This is a genomic window from Micromonospora sp. NPDC007230 (assembly GCF_042869115.1).
In the GTDB taxonomy this organism is placed as follows: Bacteria; Actinomycetota; Actinomycetes; order Mycobacteriales; family Micromonosporaceae; genus Micromonospora.
Genome location: NZ_JBIAFE010000013.1, coordinates 20,034 through 40,891, shown reverse-complemented (window position 1 = coordinate 40,891; position 20,858 = coordinate 20,034). Strand labels below are relative to the sequence as shown.

The window sequence follows — 20,858 nt, the reverse complement described above, 5'->3', positions numbered from 1 at the left end:
TGCCCGGTCACGGCTTACGTGCCGAGATCAGTTCGAACCGGCCGGGCAACACCTCGATCCCGTCGAAGCCGGCCTGTCGCAACGCCCCGATGTAGAAGGTGGTTTCCCGCAGGCGGCTGGCACAACTGTCGACGCCGATCAGGAAGTAGGACCAGAAGAACTGCATGGCCAGCCGCTCCGAGGTGCGGAACTCCTCGCAGATGAGCAGGCGGCCGCCGGACGGCAACGCCTGGTAGGCGTTCTCGATCAGGCGGTGGGCGACGCGCGTCGGCCAGTCGTGCAGGACGCGGACGAACGCGATGCTGTCGTAGCCGGTGGGCAGCGCTTCGGTGAGGAAGTCCCCGCCGACGAACCCGAGCCGGGTTCCGTGGCCGGACCGTGCCCGGGTCTCGTCGACGAGGGGCTGGACCGGGGGCAGGTTGTAGACGTCGACGGCCAGGCCCGGCGTATCAGCGAGCAGGTACGTGGCGAGGGTGCCGTCGCCGCCTCCCACGTCCAGCAGCCGGTGGCGGTCGGGCCAGAGCCGGGGTGCGTGGGTGCGGAACGCCTCGATGATCGGGCCCAGGCCGGCCGCCATGCTCTTCTCGAAGTCGGCGATCTGGGCTGCCGTCCTCGGTGGCCAGGCGAAGTCGTTCTCGGTGATGCTGAGCTGCCCGCGAAGGGTCTCCGCCAGCCTGCCGTGCAGCTGCCGCCACGGGTACTTGTCGCGGTCGCGTTCGATCGCGTCGGGCCCGACCACCTCGACGACGGCGTTCTTGAGCCCTGGGACGGCACGGTACTCGGTGTCGTTGATGTCGTCGGTCCGCTCGTCGCGGTGCACGAAACCGAGGCTTTCCAGGCAGTCAAGGAGCTTGTAGAGCCGACCCGGGCGCAGGTCGAGGCGGGCGCTGAGCTGCCCGAGGCGCACCGGGCCCGGTTCCAGCGCGTCGAGCAGCCCGATGTTCAGGGCGGTCTCCAGCACGTCGATGGCCTTGGCGCCGTTGGCGAGCAGGCTCATGAGTGCCCTGGGGGACAGCGGTGTGCCGGTCATGATCTGACCTGCCGGAGCTCCAGTTCAAGGGCGTCCATGAACGCGTCGACCTCGTCGAGGGTGTTGTAGATGTGCGGGGCCACCCGCAGGGCCCCTCGCCAGCTGCAGATCATCTGCCGCCGGCCGAGGCTGCGCTTGACCGCCTCACCGTCCGGGACGGCAAGGCAGACGACACCGCCCCGTTGCGCGGGCGCGGTGGGGCCGAGCACGGGGATGCCGGCGGCCGTGGCCCGGTGCACTATCCGCTCGGTGCAGTTCAGTGAGTGCTCGCGGATGGCGTCGATGCCCACGCCGGCCAGCAGGTCCAGTCCGACTCTGGAGATCTGGGCGCTGAGCGGGAACGGGGTTCCACCGGCGAACCGGCGGGCGTCGCCGGCCCAGTCCGACGAAGGGCGGAAGGTCAGCGCGGCGTCGCCGGCGAACCATCCCGTCGCCGCCGGCCGCAGGGTCGGCAGCAGCTCGGGCCGGACGTACAGGAACGCCGTCCCGACGCCGCACAGCCATTTGTGTGCGCCGCCGAGGACGAAGTCGACGTCCAGCGCTTCCACGTCGAACGGCACCGTGCCGATGGTCTGGAAGGCGTCGACGACAACGAGTGCGCCGACGTCGTGTGCGCGCTTGACGAGACGGGGCAGGTCGATCACCGCGCCGGTGGCGTAGCTGGCGTGCGGCACGCACACCAGCAGCGTGCGTTCGTCGATCCGCCGCTCCAGGGCATCCTCGTCGAACCCGGGCCCGCCGGCGTCGACGACGTCGAGTCGGGCGCCGTAGCGGCCGAACGCCCGCCAGATGAACGGCACCGTGGGGAACTCCAGGTGCGTCGTGACCACCCGGTTGCGGGGCGGACGGTAGTCGAAACAGGAGGCGATGCGACCCAGGAGGGTGCTGACGTTGCTGTCGGTGACCACGCTGCCCGGCGGAGCGCCAATGAACCGCGCGACGGCGTCGCCGTAGGCCCGCAGCTCGTTGAGCCACTCGTCCCACACGTCGTCGCGCCAGCCGCACAGCGTCTCCCAGTACCGGTGGAGGACAGGCTCGGCCCCGCGCGGCACCGCGCCGGTGGAGTTGCTGTTCAGGTACACGCAGGTCTTGAGCAGAGGGAAGTGGTGCCGTAGCTGGGTGGTCACGCCGGTACCCGCGCTTCCCGGTCTGCCCCGGGCGGCAGACCGCCCTCCCGCCGCCACTCGGCGGTGAGCTGGTTGCGGACCGCCCAGAGTGCCCGGAACAGTGGCTGGGTCATCCGCCCGACGAGAATCTGGGTGGGCACCCCGTCCAGCGCCGCGACGTCCCGGCCCACCCCGATCGTCCGGCGCACCAGCAAGTAGTGGGTGAACAGCCACGTCTGGTAGCCCTCGTCGAGGTCGACGAGGAGCTCGCAGACCCGCTTCAGTTCGGGTCGGAGACCGGCGTACACATCGGCAAGCGCGACCTCGTGCCGCGCGAGGAGCCGGTCCAGGGCCTCAGCGACGTACGACGCGGCCACCCGTACGGCGTTGTAGCCGGGGGATTCCTGCCCGCTGCCGTTACCGAGATGCCGGCGTATCACCTGGTAGGTGTCGGGTGTCAGGGTCTCCAGCACGCGAAGCTCATGTGACAGGCAGTGCGTGATCCGCACAGCTCGGTCCAGCCGGGCGGTCACTTCCCACAGGCGATCACCATCGAGATCGTCGACGACCTCGGCCACCTCGTGGGCGAGTAGTTTCAGCCACAGTTCCTGCGCCTGATGCACGACCTGAAACATGAGCTCGTCCGCGTCGACGAGCTCAGACCTGGGTGTCTGCAGCCGCAGCAGATCGGCGGTGCGCAGGTAGATCTCGTAGTCGAGTTTTCCTTCGCCGACCGTCACTTTCAACACGGGGTTGAACAGCGGCCGGCTGAGTGCCTCGTGCACGTTGCCGACTGTCTTTTCCGGATCCGGTTTGCTCACGCGGCACAGCCTCCAGTCATGCCGCTGCTTCTCTACGGCACCGCCGCACAGTCAAGCAAATAACAGTTTCGGCTACCAGCCCTCACTGAGCGAGGTGATTCACAAGCTCACCGCATTGCCCATTTAACATTGACGATCTACTATGCCTTGATCGATCGGCGGACAATTGCCGCAGGGCGTCGCGCCCGTGGGCCGTACGGCCACCGGCACGATGATCGTGTCACGAGGTGTCAACGCCGGCGCGGCCTCGCGGGGCGGTCGGTCTCACCGCGTACGCTCTGCTCCCCCGGATCACTTCGCCGTCCTGCCTGAGCCAGCCCCTTGATCGAACCGGACTACCGCGGCGACCGGGACGCTGAGACAGGAGGAAGCTCCGCCACGTCCGCGCCCACCGCTGTGGCCGGCTGCCGGTCGTCGGGCGGCTGCGGCGGTGAGATCCAGGTGACCATCACGACCGAGATGATCATGAGGAGGAACCACGAGGCCAGCTTCGCCGGCGAAACCGGCTGCCAACCGCCCAGCTGGCTGGGGTAGAGCCAGGCATGCGACCAGGTGGCGATGTTCTCCGCGAGCCAGATGAAGAAGGCGACGAGGACGAAGGCGAGCAGGAGCGGCATGCGCCAACGGAACCGGAAGATGCGGAACTGCATGACACAGCGCCCGAACACGAGGGCGACGACGGCGATGAGCAGCCACCGGAGGTCCAAGACGTAGTGGTTGGTGAAGAAGTTGGCATAGATGGCGACGGCCACGACAGCCGTCACCCAGCGTTTCGGGTAGCGCGCGAAACGCAGGTCGAACAGCCGGTTGACGCGGACCAGGTAGGAGCCGACCGCGGCATACATGAAGCCACTGAAAAGGGGCACCGCGCCGAGCCGCAGCATCCCGTCGGGCGCGTAGGACCACGAGCCGATGTGGGTCTTGAACAACTCCATGGCTGTGCCGACCAGGTGGAACAGGACCACTACCCGCAGTTCCCGCAGGGTTTCCAGGCGTCCGGCCACCATGGCGATCTGGATGGCGATCGCGGCGAGAGTCAGGAAGTCGTTGCGGGCGAACACCGCGTCCCTCGGGTACCAGAGGTGCGCCGCGAAGATGACCGCCAGCATCGCCCCGCCGAACACGCACGCCCAGGCCTGTTTGAGTCCGAAGACCGCGAGCTCGATCAGCCAGCCGATCGGTCCGCGCTGGGGCAGCCGCGCCAGGATCGCGCGGAAACGAGCATCGATCGCGCGTTCGGCGGTGGTCATGGCGGCTGGTTCGGAAGGGGTGTGCATCGCCCCGACGCTATCGTGTCGGCGCAGGTCAGCAGCCTTGGTCTCGACCAGCTTCACGCGCCCCCGGGTCGGGGTTGACTGCGGGTACGCGCACGCGCACCCGCAGTTTCACGGCCGCTCAGCCGCAGTTACCCCAGGTGTACCTACCGTTGCCCACCCACATCGTGCCGTACAGGACTTCTCCCTCGTACATGACGCAGGTGTCCCGCGCAGCGCGCTGCTTCGCGGCGTAGTACTTGTAGTTGCCCGAGTCGGTGGCCCAGGAGCTGCCCTCAACTCGCAAACTGGCGGCGACCCCGGTCGTCGATCCGACGGCCACCGCCTTGAGGGTGGCGACACAGTTGTACCCGGTTGCGCTGTTGTACATCAGGTAGACGTCGCCCACCTTGGTGCCGCCGGAGTAGATCGACCGGTGACCGTCGGAAGCCTGGGCCCACGAGCCGCCGAAGTCGTTGTTGCAGGCTTGTGCCGGGGTGAACGGGTTCGTCGCGGCGCGGGCGGGCGACCCGAACGTCACCACCGCAACAGCCACTGAGAGTGCCGAAATCGACAGTCGTCGCGCTAGTACGCGCACACAGTCCTCCAAAGCTCTGGCGCGAAGATCACGCACGGGTCAGGCGCCATTGGCCCTTATCGGATGATCAACATTACACAGCGCAGTAACCTGGCCGGCGGCAGCACCGCACGCCACGGCCGGTCACATCGACGGCAAAGTATGCCGGTCGGGCTCGCCGTGCTCGTTCACCGACGGATCGGCTGGCGCCGCTCGACGGTTCGCAACTCGTCGAGGGTCGGCAGCGACCGTCCGGCCCCCGGTTTCTCGACGGCGGCGGCGCCGAGCAGGTTGGCGACCGCTCCGATCTTTGCCAGCGGCAGGGCGGCCAGCGCCGCCGCGATGGCGCCGGCGCAGAACGAGTCACCGGCGCCGGTCGTGTCGACCGTCCGCACCGACAGACCGGGCAGCTCGACCAACTCGTCGGCGGTGGCGATGATGGTGCCGTCGCGGCCGACCTTGAGCGCGACGGTCTTGGCCCCCAGGTCGCACAGCCTGCGGCAGGCCTCCGCCGGCTCGGCCGTCCCGACCAGTTGCCGCGCCTCCGGAACGCCGACGACCAGCAGATCGGTGTACCTCAACAACCGCCGGATGGTGGCCGGCTCACGACGGGCGGGATCCACCGGGATGTCGAGGGAGACCGACACGCCGTTCGCGGTGGCCACCTCGATCGCCCGGACCGCGGCGAGCGACTGCGGCGCCTGCAGGAAGGCGTAGCCGGACACGTGCAGGAAATCACAGGCGGCGATCGCCTCTTCCGGCAGGTGGGCCGGCGAATACCGAGGGTTCGCTCCGCGGTAGGCCATCATGGTGCGCTCCCCGTCCGGCGTCACGCCGATCACGTTGAGCGACGTCGGCTCGTGCGGGTCGCGGACGATGTACTCCAAGCCGACCCCTTCGGCGCGCAGCGCCTCGACCGCGACCTCGGCCCAGCGGTCCTCGCCGATCGCGCTGAGCATGCTGGGCCGCAGGCCCAACCGGCGGAGCATGATGGCGCTGTTGGCGGCCGAGCCGCCCAGCCCGATCCGCTGGGACGATGCGACGCCGTCGCCACCAGGCCGTGGGTACTCGGCGAGCTCGAGAATCAGGTCGACGTTGATGTCACCGAGCAGCAGGACGACGGCGTCCCGCTGCCCACTGACCTCTGTCACGAGTTGGCTCGCGGTCACTGCGCTGTCACCTCTCAGCCGCCGGTCCCGGCCACCGCGATCCGGCCGGCAAGGCGTGCGTTCGCCAGCACCAGGTCGACGTTGGCCTTGAGGCTGGCGCCGCCGGTCCGCTCATGGAAGAAGGCCAGCAGGAACGGAGTCACATCCTTGCCTCGCACGTCCTGCTCCCGCAACGCCGCGAGCCCTGCCGCCAGGACGTCGTCGTGCAGGTCCGGATCCATCTCGCTCTCCGGCTCGATCGGGTTCGCGACAACCAGGGCCCGACTGTTGCCGAGGGCGCGGTTGGCGGCGTGGATCCCGGCCACCTCCTCGGGGGTCTCCACCCGCCACGGCACTGCCATCTCGGTCTCCCGGACGTAGAAGCCGGGGAAGATGTCGGTGCGGTATCCGACGACGCCCACCGACAGGCTCTCGAGCCGTTCCAGGGTCGCCGGCACGTCGAGGATCGACTTCACGCCGGCGCAGACCACGACGATCGGCGCGGCCGCGAGCCCCATGAGGTCGGCGGACTCGTCCCACGAGGTCGCCGCGCCGCGGTGCACGCCGCCGAGGCCGCCGGTGGCGAAGACCTCGATGCCCACCAGGCTGGCCAGCCAGGCCGTGGAGGCCACCGTCGTGGCGCCCGGAACCCGACGGGCAAGGGTGACCGCGACATCACGGATGCTCGCCTTGTTGACGTCGTCGCGGCTCGCGATCTGGTGGAGGGCATCCTCGTCGAGGCCGACCCGGACGCGGCCGTCCAGGACGGCGATGGTGGCGGGCACGGCGCCCGCGGATCGCACCGACTGCTCGATGTCGCGCGCCGCCTGCATGTTGCTGTCGCGGGGCAGGCCATGGCTGATGATGGTGGACTCCAGCGCGACGACGGGCCCGCCGTCGCGGAGGGCCTCGGCCACCTCTGGATGAACCTCGACGGGCAGGCCGCCCCACCGGTCGGATGCTGGGGTTGTCATGTCTCGATCGTCCTGATGATCTCGTGGTGGGTGGGGAAAACGCGGCCCGGGCGGAACGACCGGGCCGGCCGGGAGCTACCGCATGGCCTGCTCGAAGTCACGGATGATGTCGCGGGCGGACTCGATGCCGACGGATACCCGGATCATGCCGTCGGTGATGCCCATCTGCTCCCGCTCGGCCGGCGGGATGTCGAGGAAGGCCATCGTCCCGGGTACCTGGGTCACGGTACGCACCCCACCCAGGCTCGCCGCGAAAGAGCCCAGCTTGAGGCCCTTGAGGACGCGCACCGCCTGGTCCTCGGTGTCCAGGCTGAACGCCAGCATCGCACCCGGCAGGTCGAACTGCCGCTGGGTCAGTTCGTGCTGCGGATGGCTGGGCAGGCCCGGGTAGAACACCTTGCGGACCTGAGGCTGCTTCTCCAGCCATTCGGCGAGGGCGAGCGCGTTCTGGGTCTGCCGTTCGACCCGCAGCGGAAGGGTCTGCAACCCCCGCAGCAGCAGCCACGCGTTGAACGGGGACAGCGCCCCGCCGAGCTTGGTGAGGGTGTTCCAGCGGACCTGCTCCAGCCAGTCCGCGGGGAGGACGTCCGAGCGCAGGGTGATGACCCCACCCACCGCGTCGTTGTGGCCGCCCATGAACTTGGTGGCGCTCTCGAGCACCACGTCGACGCCGTGCTCGTGGGGCCGGCAGACCGCCGGGCTGGCGAAGGTGTTGTCGCAGAAGACGACGATTCCCCGCGAGTGGGCGAGGTCCGCGAGGGCGCGAAGGGGCGCGATCTTCATCGTCGGGTTGGCGATGGTCTCCACGTAGAGGACGCGGGTTCGGTCGGTGATCGCCGCCTCCACCGCCGCGATGTCACTGGCGTCGACGAACGTGACCTCGATGCCGAAGTCCTGGATGCGGTGGTCGAAGAACTCGTGCGTGGAGCTGTAGGTGGTGAGGTCGGCGACGATGTGGTCCCCGGCCTTGAGCAGGCCGAGTAGGGCATGGGAGATCGCCGCCATCCCGGAGGCGGTGGCCAGGCACGCCGTCGCGCCGGCGAGCTGGGCGACGTGCTCCTCGAGCTTGTACTCGCTGGGGTTGCCGCAACGGCTGTAGATGTTCACCTCCTTGCGAGCCCCGTCGACGATCTGGTCGTAGATGTCGTCGGCGTACTGGTAGTTGGCCGACATGTAGATCGGATAGCTGATCGACTGCGTGCTGGCCTCGGGCTCGTAGTAGACGGCGCGGCTGGCGAAGTCGAGGTCGTCCATGGTGTGTCTCCTTGGGTTGGGGCGGGCCGGGCTGGCCGTCACTGCTTGATGGCGCCGCTGGTCAGCCCGCCGATGACCTGCTTCTGGAGGGCGACGTACACCACGAACGAACCGAGAGCGGCGAGCAGCACCGCCGCCAGCAGCACGGGGTAGTCGGTGACCCGCTCGCCCACGTAGTCGGTGAGACCCAGCGGCAAGGTCTTCTTGCTGGGGGTGTTGAGCAGCACCAGCGGGAAGAGGAAGTCGTTCCAGACCCAGATGGTGTTGACGATGGCGGTGGTGAACATCGCCGGTCGCGCGATCGGCACCATGACGCGCAGGAAGGCCCGCAGTTCGGACGCGCCGTCGACCCGGGCTGCCTCGACCAGGGACCGTGGGACCGTGCTGAAGAACGCCCGCATGATGAGGACGGACACCGGCAGGTTGAAGGCCACGGTGGGCAGGACCACCCCGGTACGGGTGTCCAGGAGGCCCGCGTCGCGCAGCGTCGCGACCAGCGGCACCAGTGCGACGTACGCCGGGATGGCCATCGCGACCAGCATCGCGATCTCCACCCAGGGCATCCAACGGGTGCGGTAGATGACGAAGGCGTAGCCGGCGGCGGTGGCCATGGCGACGGTCAACGCGACCGACACCACCGTCACCGCGAGGGAGTTTCCGGCGTAGACGAGCAGTTTCCCTTCACCGAGCGCCTTGCCGTAGTTGGCCCACTGCGGGTCGGTGGGCAGCGACCAGACGGACGCCAGGAAATCCTGGTTGCTCTTCAGCGAGCTGTAGGCCATCCAGAGGAAGGGGAAGATGACCACGGTCAGGTGCACCGCCAGGATGAGGTACACGATCGCGGTGCCGGTGCTGAGTCGGGGCCGCCCGCGGCCGGTCGTTGCCGGAACGGCCGCCGGGTGCTGCCTGGTGACGTGGATGGTCGAGGAACTCACGCCTCTCCTCGCTTCCCGCGGCGCATCAGGCCGAGGACGAAGACGCCGACCGCGGCGGTCAGCAGGATCTGGGCGAATCCGATGGTGGACGCGTAGCCGGCTTCGAAGTTCCCGAAGCCGGTCTGGAAGAGGTACGTGGACACGACATCGGTGGCGTTGCTCGGTCCCCCTCGGGTGAGCACGTAGACGAGGGAGAACGTCTTGAAGGAGGAGACGACCGCCAGCAGGGTCGTCGCCTGGACGTTCGACCAGACCATCGGGACGCTGACGGAGAAGAAGGTCCGGTAGTGGCCGGCGCCGTCGATGGCCGCCGCGTCGTACACCGCTTCGTCGACGTTCTCGAACGCGGCGACGAAGAGCAGGATGTACAGCCCCAGGTAGGTCAGGTTCATGACCACCAGCACCGCGGGCATCGCCGTCGACCGGTCGCCCAGCCACCCGCGTGTGAGTTCGTCGAGCCCGACGGCGTTGAGGAAGCCGTTCAGCAGCCCGAAATAGGGGTTGTAGACGAAACCCCAGAGCAACCCGATGCAGATCTCGCTGATCACCACCGGCACGACGTAGACGAACATGGCGAACCGCTTGATCCGGGGCACCACCCGCACCAGCCAGTACGCGATGACCATGCCGACGCCGACCTGGAACACGATCGCGGTGAGCGCGACCAGGACGTTGTTACGAAGTGATCCCCAGAAGATCCGGTCGCCGAGCAGCCGCTCGTAGTTGGTCAGGCCGGTCCACTGTCGGGGCGAGACGCCGTCCCATGAGTGGAACGACAGGACCCCGGCCGTGAGCAGTGGGTAGGCGACGAAGACCGCCAGGAACAGCACCGCGGGCGCGAGGAACAGCAGTGCTGCCCGGGCGTCGCGGCGGGCGGCGACGGACCGCGTGGATGTGGACACGAGACCTCCTGGGTCGCCGCCCGAGCGCCCGCAGCCGGGGCGGGCGCTCGGGCAACGGATCGCAGTGGTTACTTGCCGGCCTTGGCGGCGTTCTCGATGGCGTCGGACGCGGCCGCCGGCGGGATCGAGCCGTCGATCAACCCTTGGAGGGTGGAGTAGTACGTCTCGGTGGTCTTGGGGGCCATCGCGGTGTCGTAGAACGGGTCGAGGGTCTCGGCCTTGCCGATCACGTCCTGGACCACCCCGGCCAGCAGCGGGCCGGCCGCCTCCGGCGTGGTCGCCCCCTTGCGGGCGACCATGGTCTTGCGGATCTGCACGTACTTGGTCATCACCTCGGGGCTGGTGATGTGGCGGAGGAACGCCAGGGCCGCCTCCTTGTCCTTGGCCTTCTCGGACACGGCGAAGCTGGCGGCGACTCCGGCCAGGACGTCGCTCTGGTTCCCCTTGCCCGCCGCGAAGGTCGGGAACGGGAAGTAGCCGAGCTCGAAGCCGGCCGGGGCCTCCGCGGACATACCGATCTGCCAGGTGCCGTTGAGGACCATGGCCGCCTTGCCGTTGAGGAAGAGGATGTTGGCCTCCGCGTCGGACATGCCGTTCGCGCCCTTCGGCAGGTATCCCTTCTGGGCGAGCGTCTGCAGGACGCCGGCCGCGTCCTTGGCCTCCGGTCCGAAGGTGGCGTTCTTGTCTCCGGCGCCGAAGCCGGACATGACCCCACTGCCGTGCATGCGCATCTCGGCGTACTGGAACCAGAAGGTCGCGGGCCAGCTGTCCTTGTTGCCGAGCGCGACCGGCACCACGCCGGCTGACTTGATCTTCTCCGCCAGGTCGAGGAACTCCGGCCAGGTGGTGGGGACCTGCCAGCCCTTGGCGTCGAACAGTGCCTTGTTGTACCAGACCAGCGCGGCGTCGATGTCGATCGGAACCGCGTACGTCGACCCGCCGAAGGTGACCGATGGCAGCGAGCTTTCCAGGAAGCTGTCGCGCCAGCCCTGCTTGGCGAGTTCGTCGTCCAGCCGGAGCACCTGGCCGCTGTCGACGAAGGCCTTCAGGTAGCCACCCGGCAGCGTGTAGAAGACATCCGGCGCGTTGCCCGAGGCCATGGCCGTCTGCAGTTTCGTCTTGTAGGAGGACTGCTCGGCCGACACCTCCTTCACCTTGATGTCGGGATGCGCCTTCTTGAAGGTGTCCAGCGCGTACTCGATGAACTCGACCTTGTCCTTCTGGCCTGCGTAGGCGTGCCAGATCTCCAGGGTCTTCCCGCCGCCAGACGTGTCAGCCGAGCCACCGGCGCCTGCGCACGCCGACAGCATCACGAGCGCGGCACCGGCAGCCAGTGCCGCTCGCCATGCAGATCTGATTCGCATCCCAGACTCCCGTGGTTCCACTGCTTGAAAACTTGGTGGGTAGTAGTACTACCACCACGAGCCAGCCTGGTCTAGGGTGTTGCTCAATTCGAGACGGGGCGAGGGAATGACCAACTCCACCACCAACGGCACCAGCGCCCTGGCGCGACTGAGGGCAGCCAGGCCAGCACTTTCCGACACCGAACGGAAGGTCGCGGACTGGATCCTCGAGCAGCCGGCAGGATTGCTGGAGAGCTCGATGCTGGATGTCGCCCGGGCATGCAACGTCAGCGACACGACGGTGCTGCGGATGTGCCGCAACAGCGGCTTCGCCGGGTTCACCGACCTCAAGCTCGGCCTGGCCCAGGACCTCGCCTCGCCGACCCAACTGATCCACGACGACGTCACGCCGGACGACGACGCGGCGACGGTCGCGGCCAAGGTCTTCGCCAGCACCATCCAGTCCCTGCGCGACACGCACCATCTGCTGACCGGCCAGGACATGGCGCGGGCGCTGGACCTTCTCGAAGCCGCCGACCACGTCCTGGTCGGCGGCGTCGGCACGTCCGGGGTCGTCGCGCAGTCCTTCTACCAGCGGTGCCACCGGCTGGGGATCCGCTGCGACGCCCCGGTCGACTCGCAGTTGCAGATCATGCACGCCTCCCTGCTGCGCCCCGGGGATCTCGCGATCGGCATCTCCTACTCAGGCGCCACCAAGGACGTGGCCGACATGCTGGCCCAGGCACGCCGGGCCGGGGCGTCCACCCTCGTCGTGACCGGCAACCGGGACTCCCACGTCGCGCGGCAGGGAGACGTCGTGCTGGTCAGCGTCTCCCACGAGACCCGCAGCGAGCCCCTGGCCGCCCGGGCCTGCCAGATGGCGCTCCTCGACGCCCTCTACGTCGCGTACTCGCTGCGGCACGTCGACGACGTGCTGGAGAAGGAGAAGCGACTCAACCAGGCCATCGCACAGCGTTCCTATTGACTATTTCGGACACCAGTTGGAGAACCGAGTGATCGTCCAGATCTACACCGCGCAGTCCGCTCGCGAGGCCCTCGCCCTCGCGGAGGTAGGAGTCGACCACGTCGGCCTCACCCCGGCCAAGCTCGGCCTGCCGGGAGAGATCGATGAAGACACCGCAGCGGAAGCCGTCCGTGCGCTGCGCGGTAAGGCGGTCTCGGTGGCCCTGTCCGTCTCCAGTGACCTCGACGAGATCGTCCGCATGACCACACGGGTCCAGCCCGACATCCTGCACCTGTGCGGCGAGCCCGGCACCGTGCCGCCGTCCGCCGTCGCGTCGCTCCGGCGCCGGCTGCCCGCCTGCAAGATCATGCAGGCCATCGCCGTCACCGGGTCCGCGGCGGTGGACACCGCCCGCGCCTACGCCGATGTCAGTGACCTGCTCATCCTCGACTCCCACACCGACGAGGTCGCGGGCGTCGGCGCCGCCGGGGTGGTGCACGACTGGGACATCAGCGCGCGAATCGTCGCGTCCGTCGGCATTCCGGTCATCCTCGCCGGGGGCCTGTCGCCCGAGAACGTGGCTGCGGCGATCGCGACCGTGCAGCCCTGGGGCGTGGACTCGCTCACGCTGACCAACCGGGCGCTGCCCGGAGGCGGCTTCGAGAAAGACCTCACCCGCGTCGCCGACTTCGTCACCAACTCGCGTGCCGCCCGGGTCCCGGCATGAGCACCACGGTCAACCACCCCGTCCCCCGATTGCCTGGTCAGCCTCCGGGCATCTCCCCCGCCGCCCCCGTGGTGTCCGCACGCCCGCCTGGTCCGGACGCCGAACCGCGCGTCGACCTGGACGTCCTGGACGCCGTCCAGCGCCGGGTGTTGTGGCTCGCGACGCGGATCGTGGACGCGGCCAACCGTGAGCGGGACACCGGCGACGGGGTCAAGGTGGGGGGCCACCAGGCGTCGTCGGCGTCGATGGTGACGGTGATGACGGCCCTGTGGTTCGCGCACCTGGACGGGGCGGACCGGGTGGCGGTCAAGCCGCACGCCGCGCCGGTCTTCCACGCGATCCAGTACCTGCTCGGCAAGCTGGACCGGTCCTACCTGACGAAGCTGCGCGCACGGGGCGGGCTGCAGTCGTACCCCTCGCGGACCAAGGATCCCGACGAGGTCGACTTCTCGACCGGCTCGGTCGGGCTCGGCGCGGCGGCGCCGCTGTTCGCGGCGGCCGTGCGCCGCTACGTGGACGCCCACTTCGGGGCGCGCCCCCGGTCACGGTTCATCGCGCTGCTCGGCGACGCCGAACTGGACGAGGGGAACGTCTGGGAAGCGGTGGCCGATCCTGCCACCCACGGGCTGGGCAGGGTCACCTGGATCGTGGACTTCAACCGGCAGTCCCTGGACCGGGTCGTCCCCGGAATCCGGATCGACCAGTGGCGGGCCTCGTTCGAGGCCAACGGCTGGCACGTGGTCGAGGTCAAGTACGGGCGACGACTCCAGGCGTTCTTCTCCCGTCCCAACGGTCCGCTGCTGCGCGGGTGGATCGACGCGATGCCCAACGAGCAGTACCAGTCGCTGTTCGGCCTCAGCGGCCCGGCACTGCGGGCACGGCTCCTGGACGGGGCTCCCGCCGGCCTGGCGGAACTCGTCGCCGACGTCACCGACGACGACCTGGGCGAGCTGGTCACCGACCTGGGCGGCCACGACCTGAGCGCGGTGCTGGACGGGCTGGCCGAGTGCGACGCGACGGACCGACCGACGGTGCTGTTCGCCTACACCGTCAAGGGCTGGGGCCTGCCCATGGCGGGAAATCCGCGCAACCACTCGGCCCTGCTCTCCGGTGAGCAGATCGATGCGCTGCGGGCCCAGAGCGGCGTACCCGCCGACCGGGAATGGGACCGCTTCGATCCCGACTCGGCCGAGGGCCGGTGGATCGAGGAACGCGCGCGGCAACTGGCCCGGCAGCCGCGAAACGCTCGGCTGGGCGTCACCGTGCCGACCGCCACCGGGGTACGGGTCTCCCGGCCGGTGTCCACCCAGGAGGCCTTCGGCCGGATCCTGGTGGACCTCTCGCGCGACGAAGCAGTCGCCCCGTACCTGGTGACCACCGCGCCGGACGTCGCGACATCGACCAACCTGGCGGGGCTCATCAACCGGGCCGGCGTGTTCGCGCCCACCCAGCGGCGATCCTGGAACGCCGACCCGGTGCTGAGGTGGGCGGAGGGACCGACCGGGCAGCACATCGAGCTCGGCATCAGCGAGATGAACCTGTTCCTGCTGCTCGGGCAGCTCGGCCTGGCCTGGGACCACTCCGACCAACCGCTGCTGCCGGTCGGCACCGTCTATGACCCGTTCGTGTGCCGGGGGCTGGACGCCTTCATCCACGGCGCCTACTCCGGCTCGCGGTTCCTGGTGGCCGGCACGCCGTCCGGGGTGACCCTGGCACCCGAGGGCGGGGCTCATCAGTCCACGATCACCGCGTCCATCGGCATCGAGCTGCCTGGCGTGACCTTCCTGGAGCCCGCATACGCCACCGCCCTGGACTGGCTCATGTGCGACGCCCTGTCGCGCATCGCCGCCGGTGACGAGGGCTCGGCGGACGCCGCCGGCGACCACGGGGCGTACTACCTGCGGCTGTCGACCCGCCCGATCGACCAGGCACCGTTCGAAGCGGTCCGGAGCCGGCTGGGCGACGTGGTCCTGCGCCGGCAGGTGCTGGCCGGTGCGTACCGGCTGGTCGACGCGTCCGAATTGGCCGCCACCGGGGCACCGCAGGTCTACCTGGCCGCCAGCGGCGCCGTCCTGCCCGAGACGGTCGCGGCGGCGACCGAGCTGGCCGAGGAAGGCATCGCCGCACACGTCGTGGACATCACCTCCGCCGACCGCCTCTTCACCGCCTGGCAGCGGGCACTGCGGCAAGGCATCCGGACCGCGACCGCACCGGCCAGCCCCGGCGCGTTGCGCACCGCGTTCGCGACGCGGGCGCCCCTCGTGACCGTCCACGACGCCTCCAGTCACGCGCTCGCGTGGCTCGGCTCCGCGCTCGGCGTGCCCGCGGTGCCGCTCGGGGTCGACGAGTTCGGACAATCGGGCAGCGTCGCCGACCTCTACGAGATCCACGACCTGCTCCCCGGATCGATCACGAACGCGGCACTGGCCGCCCTGACCCTGGGAACCTGATGGCGCCAGGGTGTGGCCGACAACGGAAATCACCCGATCCGGGTGACGCCGGCTCGCCCTCGCGGCCGTGAGTCTGTCCCTGCCGGCGTACGGCTGGGGGGACGAATGACCGACCCGATCAAGGAGTTCTTCGCCGACATCGAGCGGAGCAGGCCGCATCTTCCCGAGAAGTACGCCGGGACGATGCGGTTCGACCTGACCGTCGACCACGTGGCGGAGCACTGGGTGTTGATCTTCGACTCGGGAAACGTGGGTGTCGGCAGAGACAGCCGGGACGCGGACACCGTTGTCCGGGTCAGGCGGGACGTGTTCGCCCGGATCCTGACCGGAGAGCAGGGTGTGTACGCCGCCGTGTGGCGGAACCTGCTCAGCGTCGAAGGCGACATCAGCCTGCTGGCCACGCTGCGTGAACTGCTGCCGGCGGCTCGGCGAGCCGGCCGGACCGCGGCTCGGACACCGGAGGGCTGAACGTGGATCCGAAGCTGGTCAGCACCGTGGACGGCAACACCTACATCCTGAGCGACAACCGCGGCGACATGTCCGCCGTTGCGGGTGTTGCGACCGGGCTGTACTCCTTCGACACCCGGTTTCTGAATCAGTGGGCCCTGACCGTCAACGGGGAACGCCTGAACCTGCTTGCCGTGGACGAGCTGAACTACTTCGAGACGCGGTTCTTCCTGGTTCCCGGGGCGGCGACCCACTACGTGGACGCGACGGTGTCGGTGATCCGGCACCGCTCGATCGAGGGCACCTTCAACGAGCAGCTGATCGTGCTCAATCACGACAAGTCACCCGTGACGATGCGGGTCAGGATGGACATCGGCAACGACTTCGCAGACACGGTGGAGCTGCGCCGCGATGGCGGCGGACCACGGCAGGGCCGCACCTCGGTCCGCGTCGACAACGACGGCCTGCGGCTGACCTACGAGCGGGAGTCGTTCGTCCGGGAGACGATCGTGACGTCGTCCGAGCCGGCGGCGGTCGACGAACGGGGCATGACGTTCGAGGTGACCATCGGACCGCACGGCAGCTGGCGAACCACCTTGCGGGTGGACGCGGTGCTGCGCGGCGCGCACGGCCGGGACGTTCGGGCCAACCTCGCGTCCCACCGCGGACGGAAACGACCGGAGATGCGCCGCGAGCTCGAGGAATGGCTCGACTCGGCACCAGAGCTGCGCACCGACTCGGACTCGCTGGCCGTCACCTACCGCCGCAGCTTGATCGACCTGGGTGCGCTGCGTTACTCCACGTGGACCTACCGGGAGCGGCTGCCCATGGCCGGGATGCCCTGGTACATGACCCTGATCGCCCGGGACGCTCTCATCTCCTGCCTGCAGGCGATCTCGTTCACCCCGCAGCTGAGTGTGCCCACCCTGCGGTTGTGCGCGGTCGGGCACGGCACCCTGCCGGACGACTTCCGGGAAGAGGATCCGGGCAAGGTCTTCTACGAGGTCCGGTACGGCGAGAGCGCGGCCTTCGAGGAGCAGCCACAGGCCGCCGACTTCAGCGCGGCCGACACGACCCTGCTGTTCGTGGTGCTGCTCGACGAGTACGAGCGGTGGACCGGCGACGAGAACCTGGTGCGCGAACTTGAGTACGAGACGCGCAAGGCGCTGGCCTGGATCGACCAGTACGCCGACCTGACCGGCCGAGGGTACGTGGCGTACCAGCGGCGCAACCAGCGGTGCGGCGTCCTCAACCAGGGTTGGAAGAACACCCCGGACGCCATCTCCTACCGCGACGGGCGGCTGCCCGGCTATCCCCTCGCCACCTGTGAGCTGCAGGGCTACGCGTACGACGCGAAACTGCGAGGTGCCCGGCTGGCCCGGCAGGTCTGGGACGACCCGGCGTACGCCGATCGCCTGGAGCGGGAGGCCGCAGACCTGAAGGACCGGTTCAACCGGGACTTCTGGATCGCCGATCGCGGTTACTACGCGGTCGCTCTGGAGGCCGACGGCACCCAGGTGGACGGGCTCACCTCGAACATCGGCCACCTGCTGTGGAGCGGGATCGCCACCGAGGAGAAAGCGGCCCAGGTGGCCGAGCACCTGATGAGCGACCGGCTGTATTCGGGCTGGGGAATCCGGACACTGGCCAGCGACAACCATCGTTACAACCCGATCGGCACCCACACCGGGATGGTGTGGCCGTTCGACAACGCGCTGATCGCCTACGGCCTACGCCGGTACGGGCATGACCGGGAGGCGGCCCGGGTCGCGGAAGGAATCCTGACGGCGGCGAGCTGTTTCGACGGACGACTACCCGGCGCGTTCGCCGGATACGGCCGGAGCCTGACCAGGTACCCGGTCACGCTGCCACGAATCGGCTCCCCGCAGGCCATCTCTGCCTCAGCCCCGCTCATGCTGCTACGCACCCTGCTGGGCGTGGAACCTTGCGCAGGGCACCTGTCGGTCGAACCGGCGGTCCCGGAGACGATCGGGCTCGTCGAACTGCTCGGCGTGCCCGGCCCGTGGGGACGGCTGGACGCCGTCGCCCACGGCCGATTGCCGGTACCCGGCTGACCCGGCGATCGGAGCGCTCACTCCCCTGGGCCGGAGTGGGTGCGTGTGGCGGCGACGACCCGGCGTACCTCGTCGCCGTCGGTGGCCTCGCGTCCGTCGCGCCGCACCGGCGCCCGCAGGTGCACCTCCCGCGCCCCGGTCTCCGCGAGCACCTGCCGGACGTTGTGCGACCGGATGCCGCCGCCGGCGATGACCCGCAACCGGTCGCCGGCCCGCTGCCGCAGCGCAGCGATCCGCGCGGCGCCGGCCAGCGCGGTGGGCGCCGCGCCCGAGGTGAGCACCGCGTCGGCTCCGAGGTCGATGATCTCCTCGATCGCCGCCAGCTGGTCGCCGACCTCGTCGAAGGCCTTGTGCACCGTCACCGGCAGCGGCCCCGCCGCCTCGATCAGGCGCCGGAGCACGGCCAGGTCGAGGCCGCCGTCGGCGGTGACCGCACCGACCACCACCCCGACCGCGAGGCCGTGCGGATTGGGCAGGCTCCGGATGGCCGCGATGTCGGCGAGCATGACCTGCTCCTCGATCCCGCTCAACCGGAAGTCACCGCCCCGGGGACGGACCATGACGCGTACCCCCACCCGGCGCAACGTCCGCAGGGCGACCTCGACGGTGCCCAGGCTGGGGGTGGTGCCGCCCTGGCCGAGATCGGCGCAGAGCTCCAGCCGGTCGGCCCCGGCGGCCTCGGCCACCAGTGCGGTCGGCACATCACTGACGCAGATCTCCACCGTGGTCATGCGGCCGCCCCGGCCCCTGCGGACGCCCTGCTCGACTCCGGACGCAGCGGGAAGTGGCAGGCCACCTGGTGCCCGTCGCCGGCCAGCGGCGGCTCCGTCGCGCAGATCTCCTGCGCCAGCGGGCAGCGGGTCCGGAACCGGCACCCGGTGGGCGGGTTCAACGCGCTGGGCAGCTCGCCTCGGATGGTGACGCCGTCGCGAGCGGTCGCGGCGTTCGGCGTGATCGAGGGGACGGCGTCGATGAGCGCCTGCGTGTACGGATGCCGGGCGGCCCGGACCACGTCCCGGGCGGGACCGACCTCGACGAGCTTGCCGAGGTACATGACGCCGATCCGGTCCGCCATGTAATCGACGACGGACAGGTCGTGGCTGATGAAGACGTACGCCAGGCCGAGCTCACGCTGCAGGTCCCGCATGAGGTTGAGGACCTGCGCCTGGATCGACACGTCCAGCGCGCTGACCGGTTCGTCGCCGACGATCAGCCGGGGTTGCAGGGCCAGCGACCGGGCCAGCCCGATGCGCTGCAGCTGGCCGCCGGAGAACTCGTGGGGGTAGCGCTCCAGGACCCGCCGCGACAGCCCCACCTGGTCGAGCAGCGTCGCGATCCGCGCCCGCCGCGCTGCCCCGTCGCCCACCTTCTGGATCTCGAGCGGCTCGGCGAGGATTGAGTCGACGCGCATCCGCGGGTTCATCGCGGCGTAGCTGTCCTGGAACATCAGTTGGACCTGCCGGTGCATCCGGCGGCGCTCCCGCCCGGCCAGGCTGGCGATGTCCGTGCCGTCCAGCAGGATCTGCCCGGCGGTCGGCCGTTCCAGCCCGACGGCCAGCCGTCCCACGGTGGACTTGCCGCAGCCGGACTCGCCGACCAGCCCGAAGGTCTCCCCCGGGCCGACCTCGAAGGAGACACCCGCCACGGCGCTCACCTGCCCGGCGGACCGGCGCAGCAGCCCGCGGCCGTGCGCCGCGTAGTTCTTGACCAGCGCCTGCACCGACAGGACCGGGGCCGCCGCCGGCTGGTCCGCTCCGGCCGTCGAGTCGACCGGCTCGGGCGCCGGCTCGACCCGCACCCGGGGCGGCAGGGTGACCGGTGCGGCGGGCACCGGGTGCAGACAGGCGTGCCGGTGCTCGCCGACCGACAGGGCCACCTCGGTGGTCCGGCACTCGTCGGTGACGTGCCGGCAGCGTGGCGCGAACCGGCAGCCGGCCAGGGGTCGGGACAGGTCCGGCGGCAATCCCGGGATGCTGTAGAGCCGGGCGTGTGCACCGCTCTCCCGGATCGCCGACTCGGGGAGCGCCTCCATCAGCGCCTCGGTGTAGCGGTGCCGAGGCGAGCGGAACAGCTGCTCGGTCGCCGCGGTCTCCACCACCCGTCCGGCGTACATGACGGCGACCCGGTCGGCGCGGCCGGCGATCACCCCCAGGTCATGGGTGACCAGGATGACGGCCATCCCGAACTCTTCCCGCAGGTCGTCGATGAGTTCGAGGATCTGCCGCTGCGTGGTGACGTCGAGCGCCGTGGTCGGCTCGTCGGCGATGAGCAGGCGCGGGGAGCAGACCAGTGCCATCGCGATGGCGACCCGTTGCCGCATCCCGCCGGACAACTCGTGCGGGTAGTTGTCGACGATCCGGTCCGGGCGTGGCATCCCGACCCGGCGCAGGATCTCGATGGCCCGCTCCCGGGCCTCCGCCCTGCCGACTCGCTCGTGCACCCGCAGCGGCTCGGCGACCTGGACGCCGATCCGCATGGTCGGGTTGAGCGAGGTGAGTGGGTCCTGGAAGACCATGCCCATCCGGACACCACGGATCCGGCGTACCTCGTCTGCTGGCAACGATCGCAGGTCCCGGCCTTCGAAGAGGATCTGCCCGCCGGACACCCGACCGCCGGGCGGCAGCAGCCCCATGATCGACAGCGCCGTCATCGTCTTGCCGCTGCCGGACTCACCCACGACGCCGAGGGTCTCCCCCGGCATGACCTCGAGACTGACCCCGTCGAGGGCGTGCACCGTGCCGCGGCGCAGCGCGATGTCGGTGTCGAGATCGCGCAGTTCCAGCAAGGGCTGAACCGCTGCCGGCTGCCCGGCCGACGACTTCCGAACGGTCGATTCGCTCATTATCTGCTCC

18 protein-coding genes are annotated in these 20,858 nt (G+C 69.7%); 5 read left to right on the top strand and 13 right to left on the bottom strand.

What is annotated here, in order from left to right:
* Positions 1 to 7: 7 nt before the first annotated feature.
* The 11 genes from ACFYML_RS19580 to ACFYML_RS19530 all read right to left on the bottom strand — a co-directional run bounded on the left by ACFYML_RS19580 (position 8) and on the right by ACFYML_RS19530 (position 11,364).
* Positions 8 to 1,030 (bottom strand): methyltransferase, encoded by a 1,023-nt coding sequence (locus ACFYML_RS19580; protein ID WP_387421971.1) that lies wholly within the window; start codon positions 1,028 to 1,030, stop codon positions 8 to 10.
* Positions 1,027 to 2,157, bottom strand: coding sequence for an aminotransferase class V-fold PLP-dependent enzyme (locus tag ACFYML_RS19575; RefSeq protein WP_387421970.1), 1,131 nt, complete (start codon positions 2,155 to 2,157; stop codon positions 1,027 to 1,029). The genes ACFYML_RS19580 and ACFYML_RS19575 overlap by 4 nt, the downstream gene beginning before the upstream one ends.
* The gene (locus ACFYML_RS19570) at positions 2,154 to 2,957 is read right to left on the bottom strand and encodes a tryptophan 2,3-dioxygenase family protein (protein WP_387421969.1); all 804 of its coding nucleotides are present in this window, start codon (positions 2,955 to 2,957) and stop codon (positions 2,154 to 2,156) included. The genes ACFYML_RS19575 and ACFYML_RS19570 overlap by 4 nt, the downstream gene beginning before the upstream one ends.
* A 335-nt stretch (positions 2,958 to 3,292) precedes the next feature.
* Positions 3,293 to 4,234, bottom strand: coding sequence for a DUF817 domain-containing protein (locus ACFYML_RS19565; protein WP_387422128.1), 942 nt, complete (start codon positions 4,232 to 4,234; stop codon positions 3,293 to 3,295).
* Positions 4,235 to 4,352: 118 nt separating this feature from the next.
* The gene (locus ACFYML_RS19560) at positions 4,353 to 4,754 is read right to left on the bottom strand and encodes a hypothetical protein (RefSeq protein ID WP_387421968.1); all 402 of its coding nucleotides are present in this window, start codon (positions 4,752 to 4,754) and stop codon (positions 4,353 to 4,355) included.
* Between the two features lie 221 nt (positions 4,755 to 4,975).
* Positions 4,976 to 5,956 carry a carbohydrate kinase family protein gene (locus ACFYML_RS19555; protein WP_387421967.1) on the bottom strand — a complete coding sequence of 327 codons (981 nt, stop codon included), beginning with the start codon at positions 5,954 to 5,956 and terminating at the stop codon, positions 4,976 to 4,978.
* 14 nt (positions 5,957 to 5,970) lie between these two features.
* Entirely contained in the window at positions 5,971 to 6,909 is a 939-nt protein-coding gene (locus tag ACFYML_RS19550) for a pseudouridine-5'-phosphate glycosidase (RefSeq protein ID WP_387421966.1), read from the bottom strand.
* Between the two features lie 75 nt (positions 6,910 to 6,984).
* Entirely contained in the window at positions 6,985 to 8,163 is a 1,179-nt protein-coding gene (locus tag ACFYML_RS19545) for a trans-sulfuration enzyme family protein (RefSeq protein ID WP_387421965.1), read from the bottom strand.
* A gap of 38 nt (positions 8,164 to 8,201) precedes the next feature.
* On the bottom strand, positions 8,202 to 9,098 hold the full coding sequence (locus ACFYML_RS19540) for a carbohydrate ABC transporter permease (RefSeq protein WP_357436170.1): 897 nt from the start codon (positions 9,096 to 9,098) through the stop codon (positions 8,202 to 8,204).
* Positions 9,095 to 10,000, bottom strand: coding sequence for a carbohydrate ABC transporter permease (locus ACFYML_RS19535; protein WP_387421964.1), 906 nt, complete (start codon positions 9,998 to 10,000; stop codon positions 9,095 to 9,097). The genes ACFYML_RS19540 and ACFYML_RS19535 overlap by 4 nt, the downstream gene beginning before the upstream one ends.
* A gap of 68 nt (positions 10,001 to 10,068) precedes the next feature.
* The gene (locus ACFYML_RS19530; RefSeq protein ID WP_387421962.1) at positions 10,069 to 11,364 is read right to left on the bottom strand and encodes an ABC transporter substrate-binding protein; all 1,296 of its coding nucleotides are present in this window, start codon (positions 11,362 to 11,364) and stop codon (positions 10,069 to 10,071) included.
* Between the two features lie 106 nt (positions 11,365 to 11,470).
* Here ACFYML_RS19530 and ACFYML_RS19525 point away from each other — a divergent pair, with 106 nt between their 5' ends.
* The 5 genes from ACFYML_RS19525 to ACFYML_RS19505 all read left to right on the top strand — a co-directional run bounded on the left by ACFYML_RS19525 (position 11,471) and on the right by ACFYML_RS19505 (position 18,006).
* Positions 11,471 to 12,328, top strand: coding sequence for a MurR/RpiR family transcriptional regulator (locus tag ACFYML_RS19525; protein ID WP_387275717.1), 858 nt, complete (start codon positions 11,471 to 11,473; stop codon positions 12,326 to 12,328).
* A gap of 28 nt (positions 12,329 to 12,356) precedes the next feature.
* The gene (locus ACFYML_RS19520) at positions 12,357 to 13,034 is read left to right on the top strand and encodes a phosphoribosylanthranilate isomerase (RefSeq protein ID WP_387421960.1); all 678 of its coding nucleotides are present in this window, start codon (positions 12,357 to 12,359) and stop codon (positions 13,032 to 13,034) included.
* On the top strand, positions 13,031 to 15,484 hold the full coding sequence (locus ACFYML_RS19515) for a pyruvate dehydrogenase (RefSeq protein ID WP_387421959.1): 2,454 nt from the start codon (positions 13,031 to 13,033) through the stop codon (positions 15,482 to 15,484). Before ACFYML_RS19520 ends, ACFYML_RS19515 begins: the two co-directional genes overlap by 4 nt.
* Positions 15,485 to 15,589: 105 nt before the next feature.
* Positions 15,590 to 15,952, top strand: a complete 363-nt coding sequence (locus tag ACFYML_RS19510) for an SCP2 sterol-binding domain-containing protein (protein WP_387421957.1) — start codon at positions 15,590 to 15,592, stop codon at positions 15,950 to 15,952.
* A gap of 2 nt (positions 15,953 to 15,954) precedes the next feature.
* Complete coding sequence (locus ACFYML_RS19505; RefSeq protein ID WP_387421956.1) at positions 15,955 to 18,006, top strand: glycogen debranching N-terminal domain-containing protein; 2,052 nt, start codon at positions 15,955 to 15,957, stop codon at positions 18,004 to 18,006.
* Between the two features lie 17 nt (positions 18,007 to 18,023).
* Here the strand turns inward: ACFYML_RS19505 and ACFYML_RS19500 are convergent, their stop codons facing one another.
* Both ACFYML_RS19500 and ACFYML_RS19495 read right to left on the bottom strand, forming a co-directional pair.
* Positions 18,024 to 18,737, bottom strand: coding sequence for a copper homeostasis protein CutC (locus ACFYML_RS19500; protein WP_387421955.1), 714 nt, complete (start codon positions 18,735 to 18,737; stop codon positions 18,024 to 18,026).
* The gene (locus ACFYML_RS19495) at positions 18,734 to 20,848 is read right to left on the bottom strand and encodes a dipeptide ABC transporter ATP-binding protein (RefSeq protein WP_387421954.1); all 2,115 of its coding nucleotides are present in this window, start codon (positions 20,846 to 20,848) and stop codon (positions 18,734 to 18,736) included. The genes ACFYML_RS19500 and ACFYML_RS19495 overlap by 4 nt, the downstream gene beginning before the upstream one ends.
* Positions 20,849 to 20,858 lie beyond the last annotated feature (10 nt).

Excerpts from the sequence above, each read along its gene's own strand:
- ACFYML_RS19495 (WP_387421954.1), bottom strand. The coding sequence starts at position 20,848 with ATGAGCGAATCGACCGTTCGGAAGTCGTCGGCCGGGCAGCCGGCAGCG.
- ACFYML_RS19580 (WP_387421971.1), bottom strand. The coding sequence starts at position 1,030 with ATGACCGGCACACCGCTGTCCCCCAGGGCACTCATGAGCCTGCTCGCC.
- ACFYML_RS19530 (WP_387421962.1), bottom strand. The coding sequence starts at position 11,364 with ATGCGAATCAGATCTGCATGGCGAGCGGCACTGGCTGCCGGTGCCGCG.
- ACFYML_RS19550 (WP_387421966.1), bottom strand. The coding sequence starts at position 6,909 with ATGACAACCCCAGCATCCGACCGGTGGGGCGGCCTGCCCGTCGAGGTT.
- ACFYML_RS19500 (WP_387421955.1), bottom strand. The coding sequence starts at position 18,737 with ATGACCACGGTGGAGATCTGCGTCAGTGATGTGCCGACCGCACTGGTG.
- ACFYML_RS19525 (WP_387275717.1), top strand. The coding sequence starts at position 11,471 with ATGACCAACTCCACCACCAACGGCACCAGCGCCCTGGCGCGACTGAGG.
- ACFYML_RS19565 (WP_387422128.1), bottom strand. The coding sequence starts at position 4,234 with ATGCACACCCCTTCCGAACCAGCCGCCATGACCACCGCCGAACGCGCG.
- ACFYML_RS19510 (WP_387421957.1), top strand. The coding sequence starts at position 15,590 with ATGACCGACCCGATCAAGGAGTTCTTCGCCGACATCGAGCGGAGCAGG.
- ACFYML_RS19515 (WP_387421959.1), top strand. The coding sequence starts at position 13,031 with ATGAGCACCACGGTCAACCACCCCGTCCCCCGATTGCCTGGTCAGCCT.
- ACFYML_RS19545 (WP_387421965.1), bottom strand. The coding sequence starts at position 8,163 with ATGGACGACCTCGACTTCGCCAGCCGCGCCGTCTACTACGAGCCCGAG.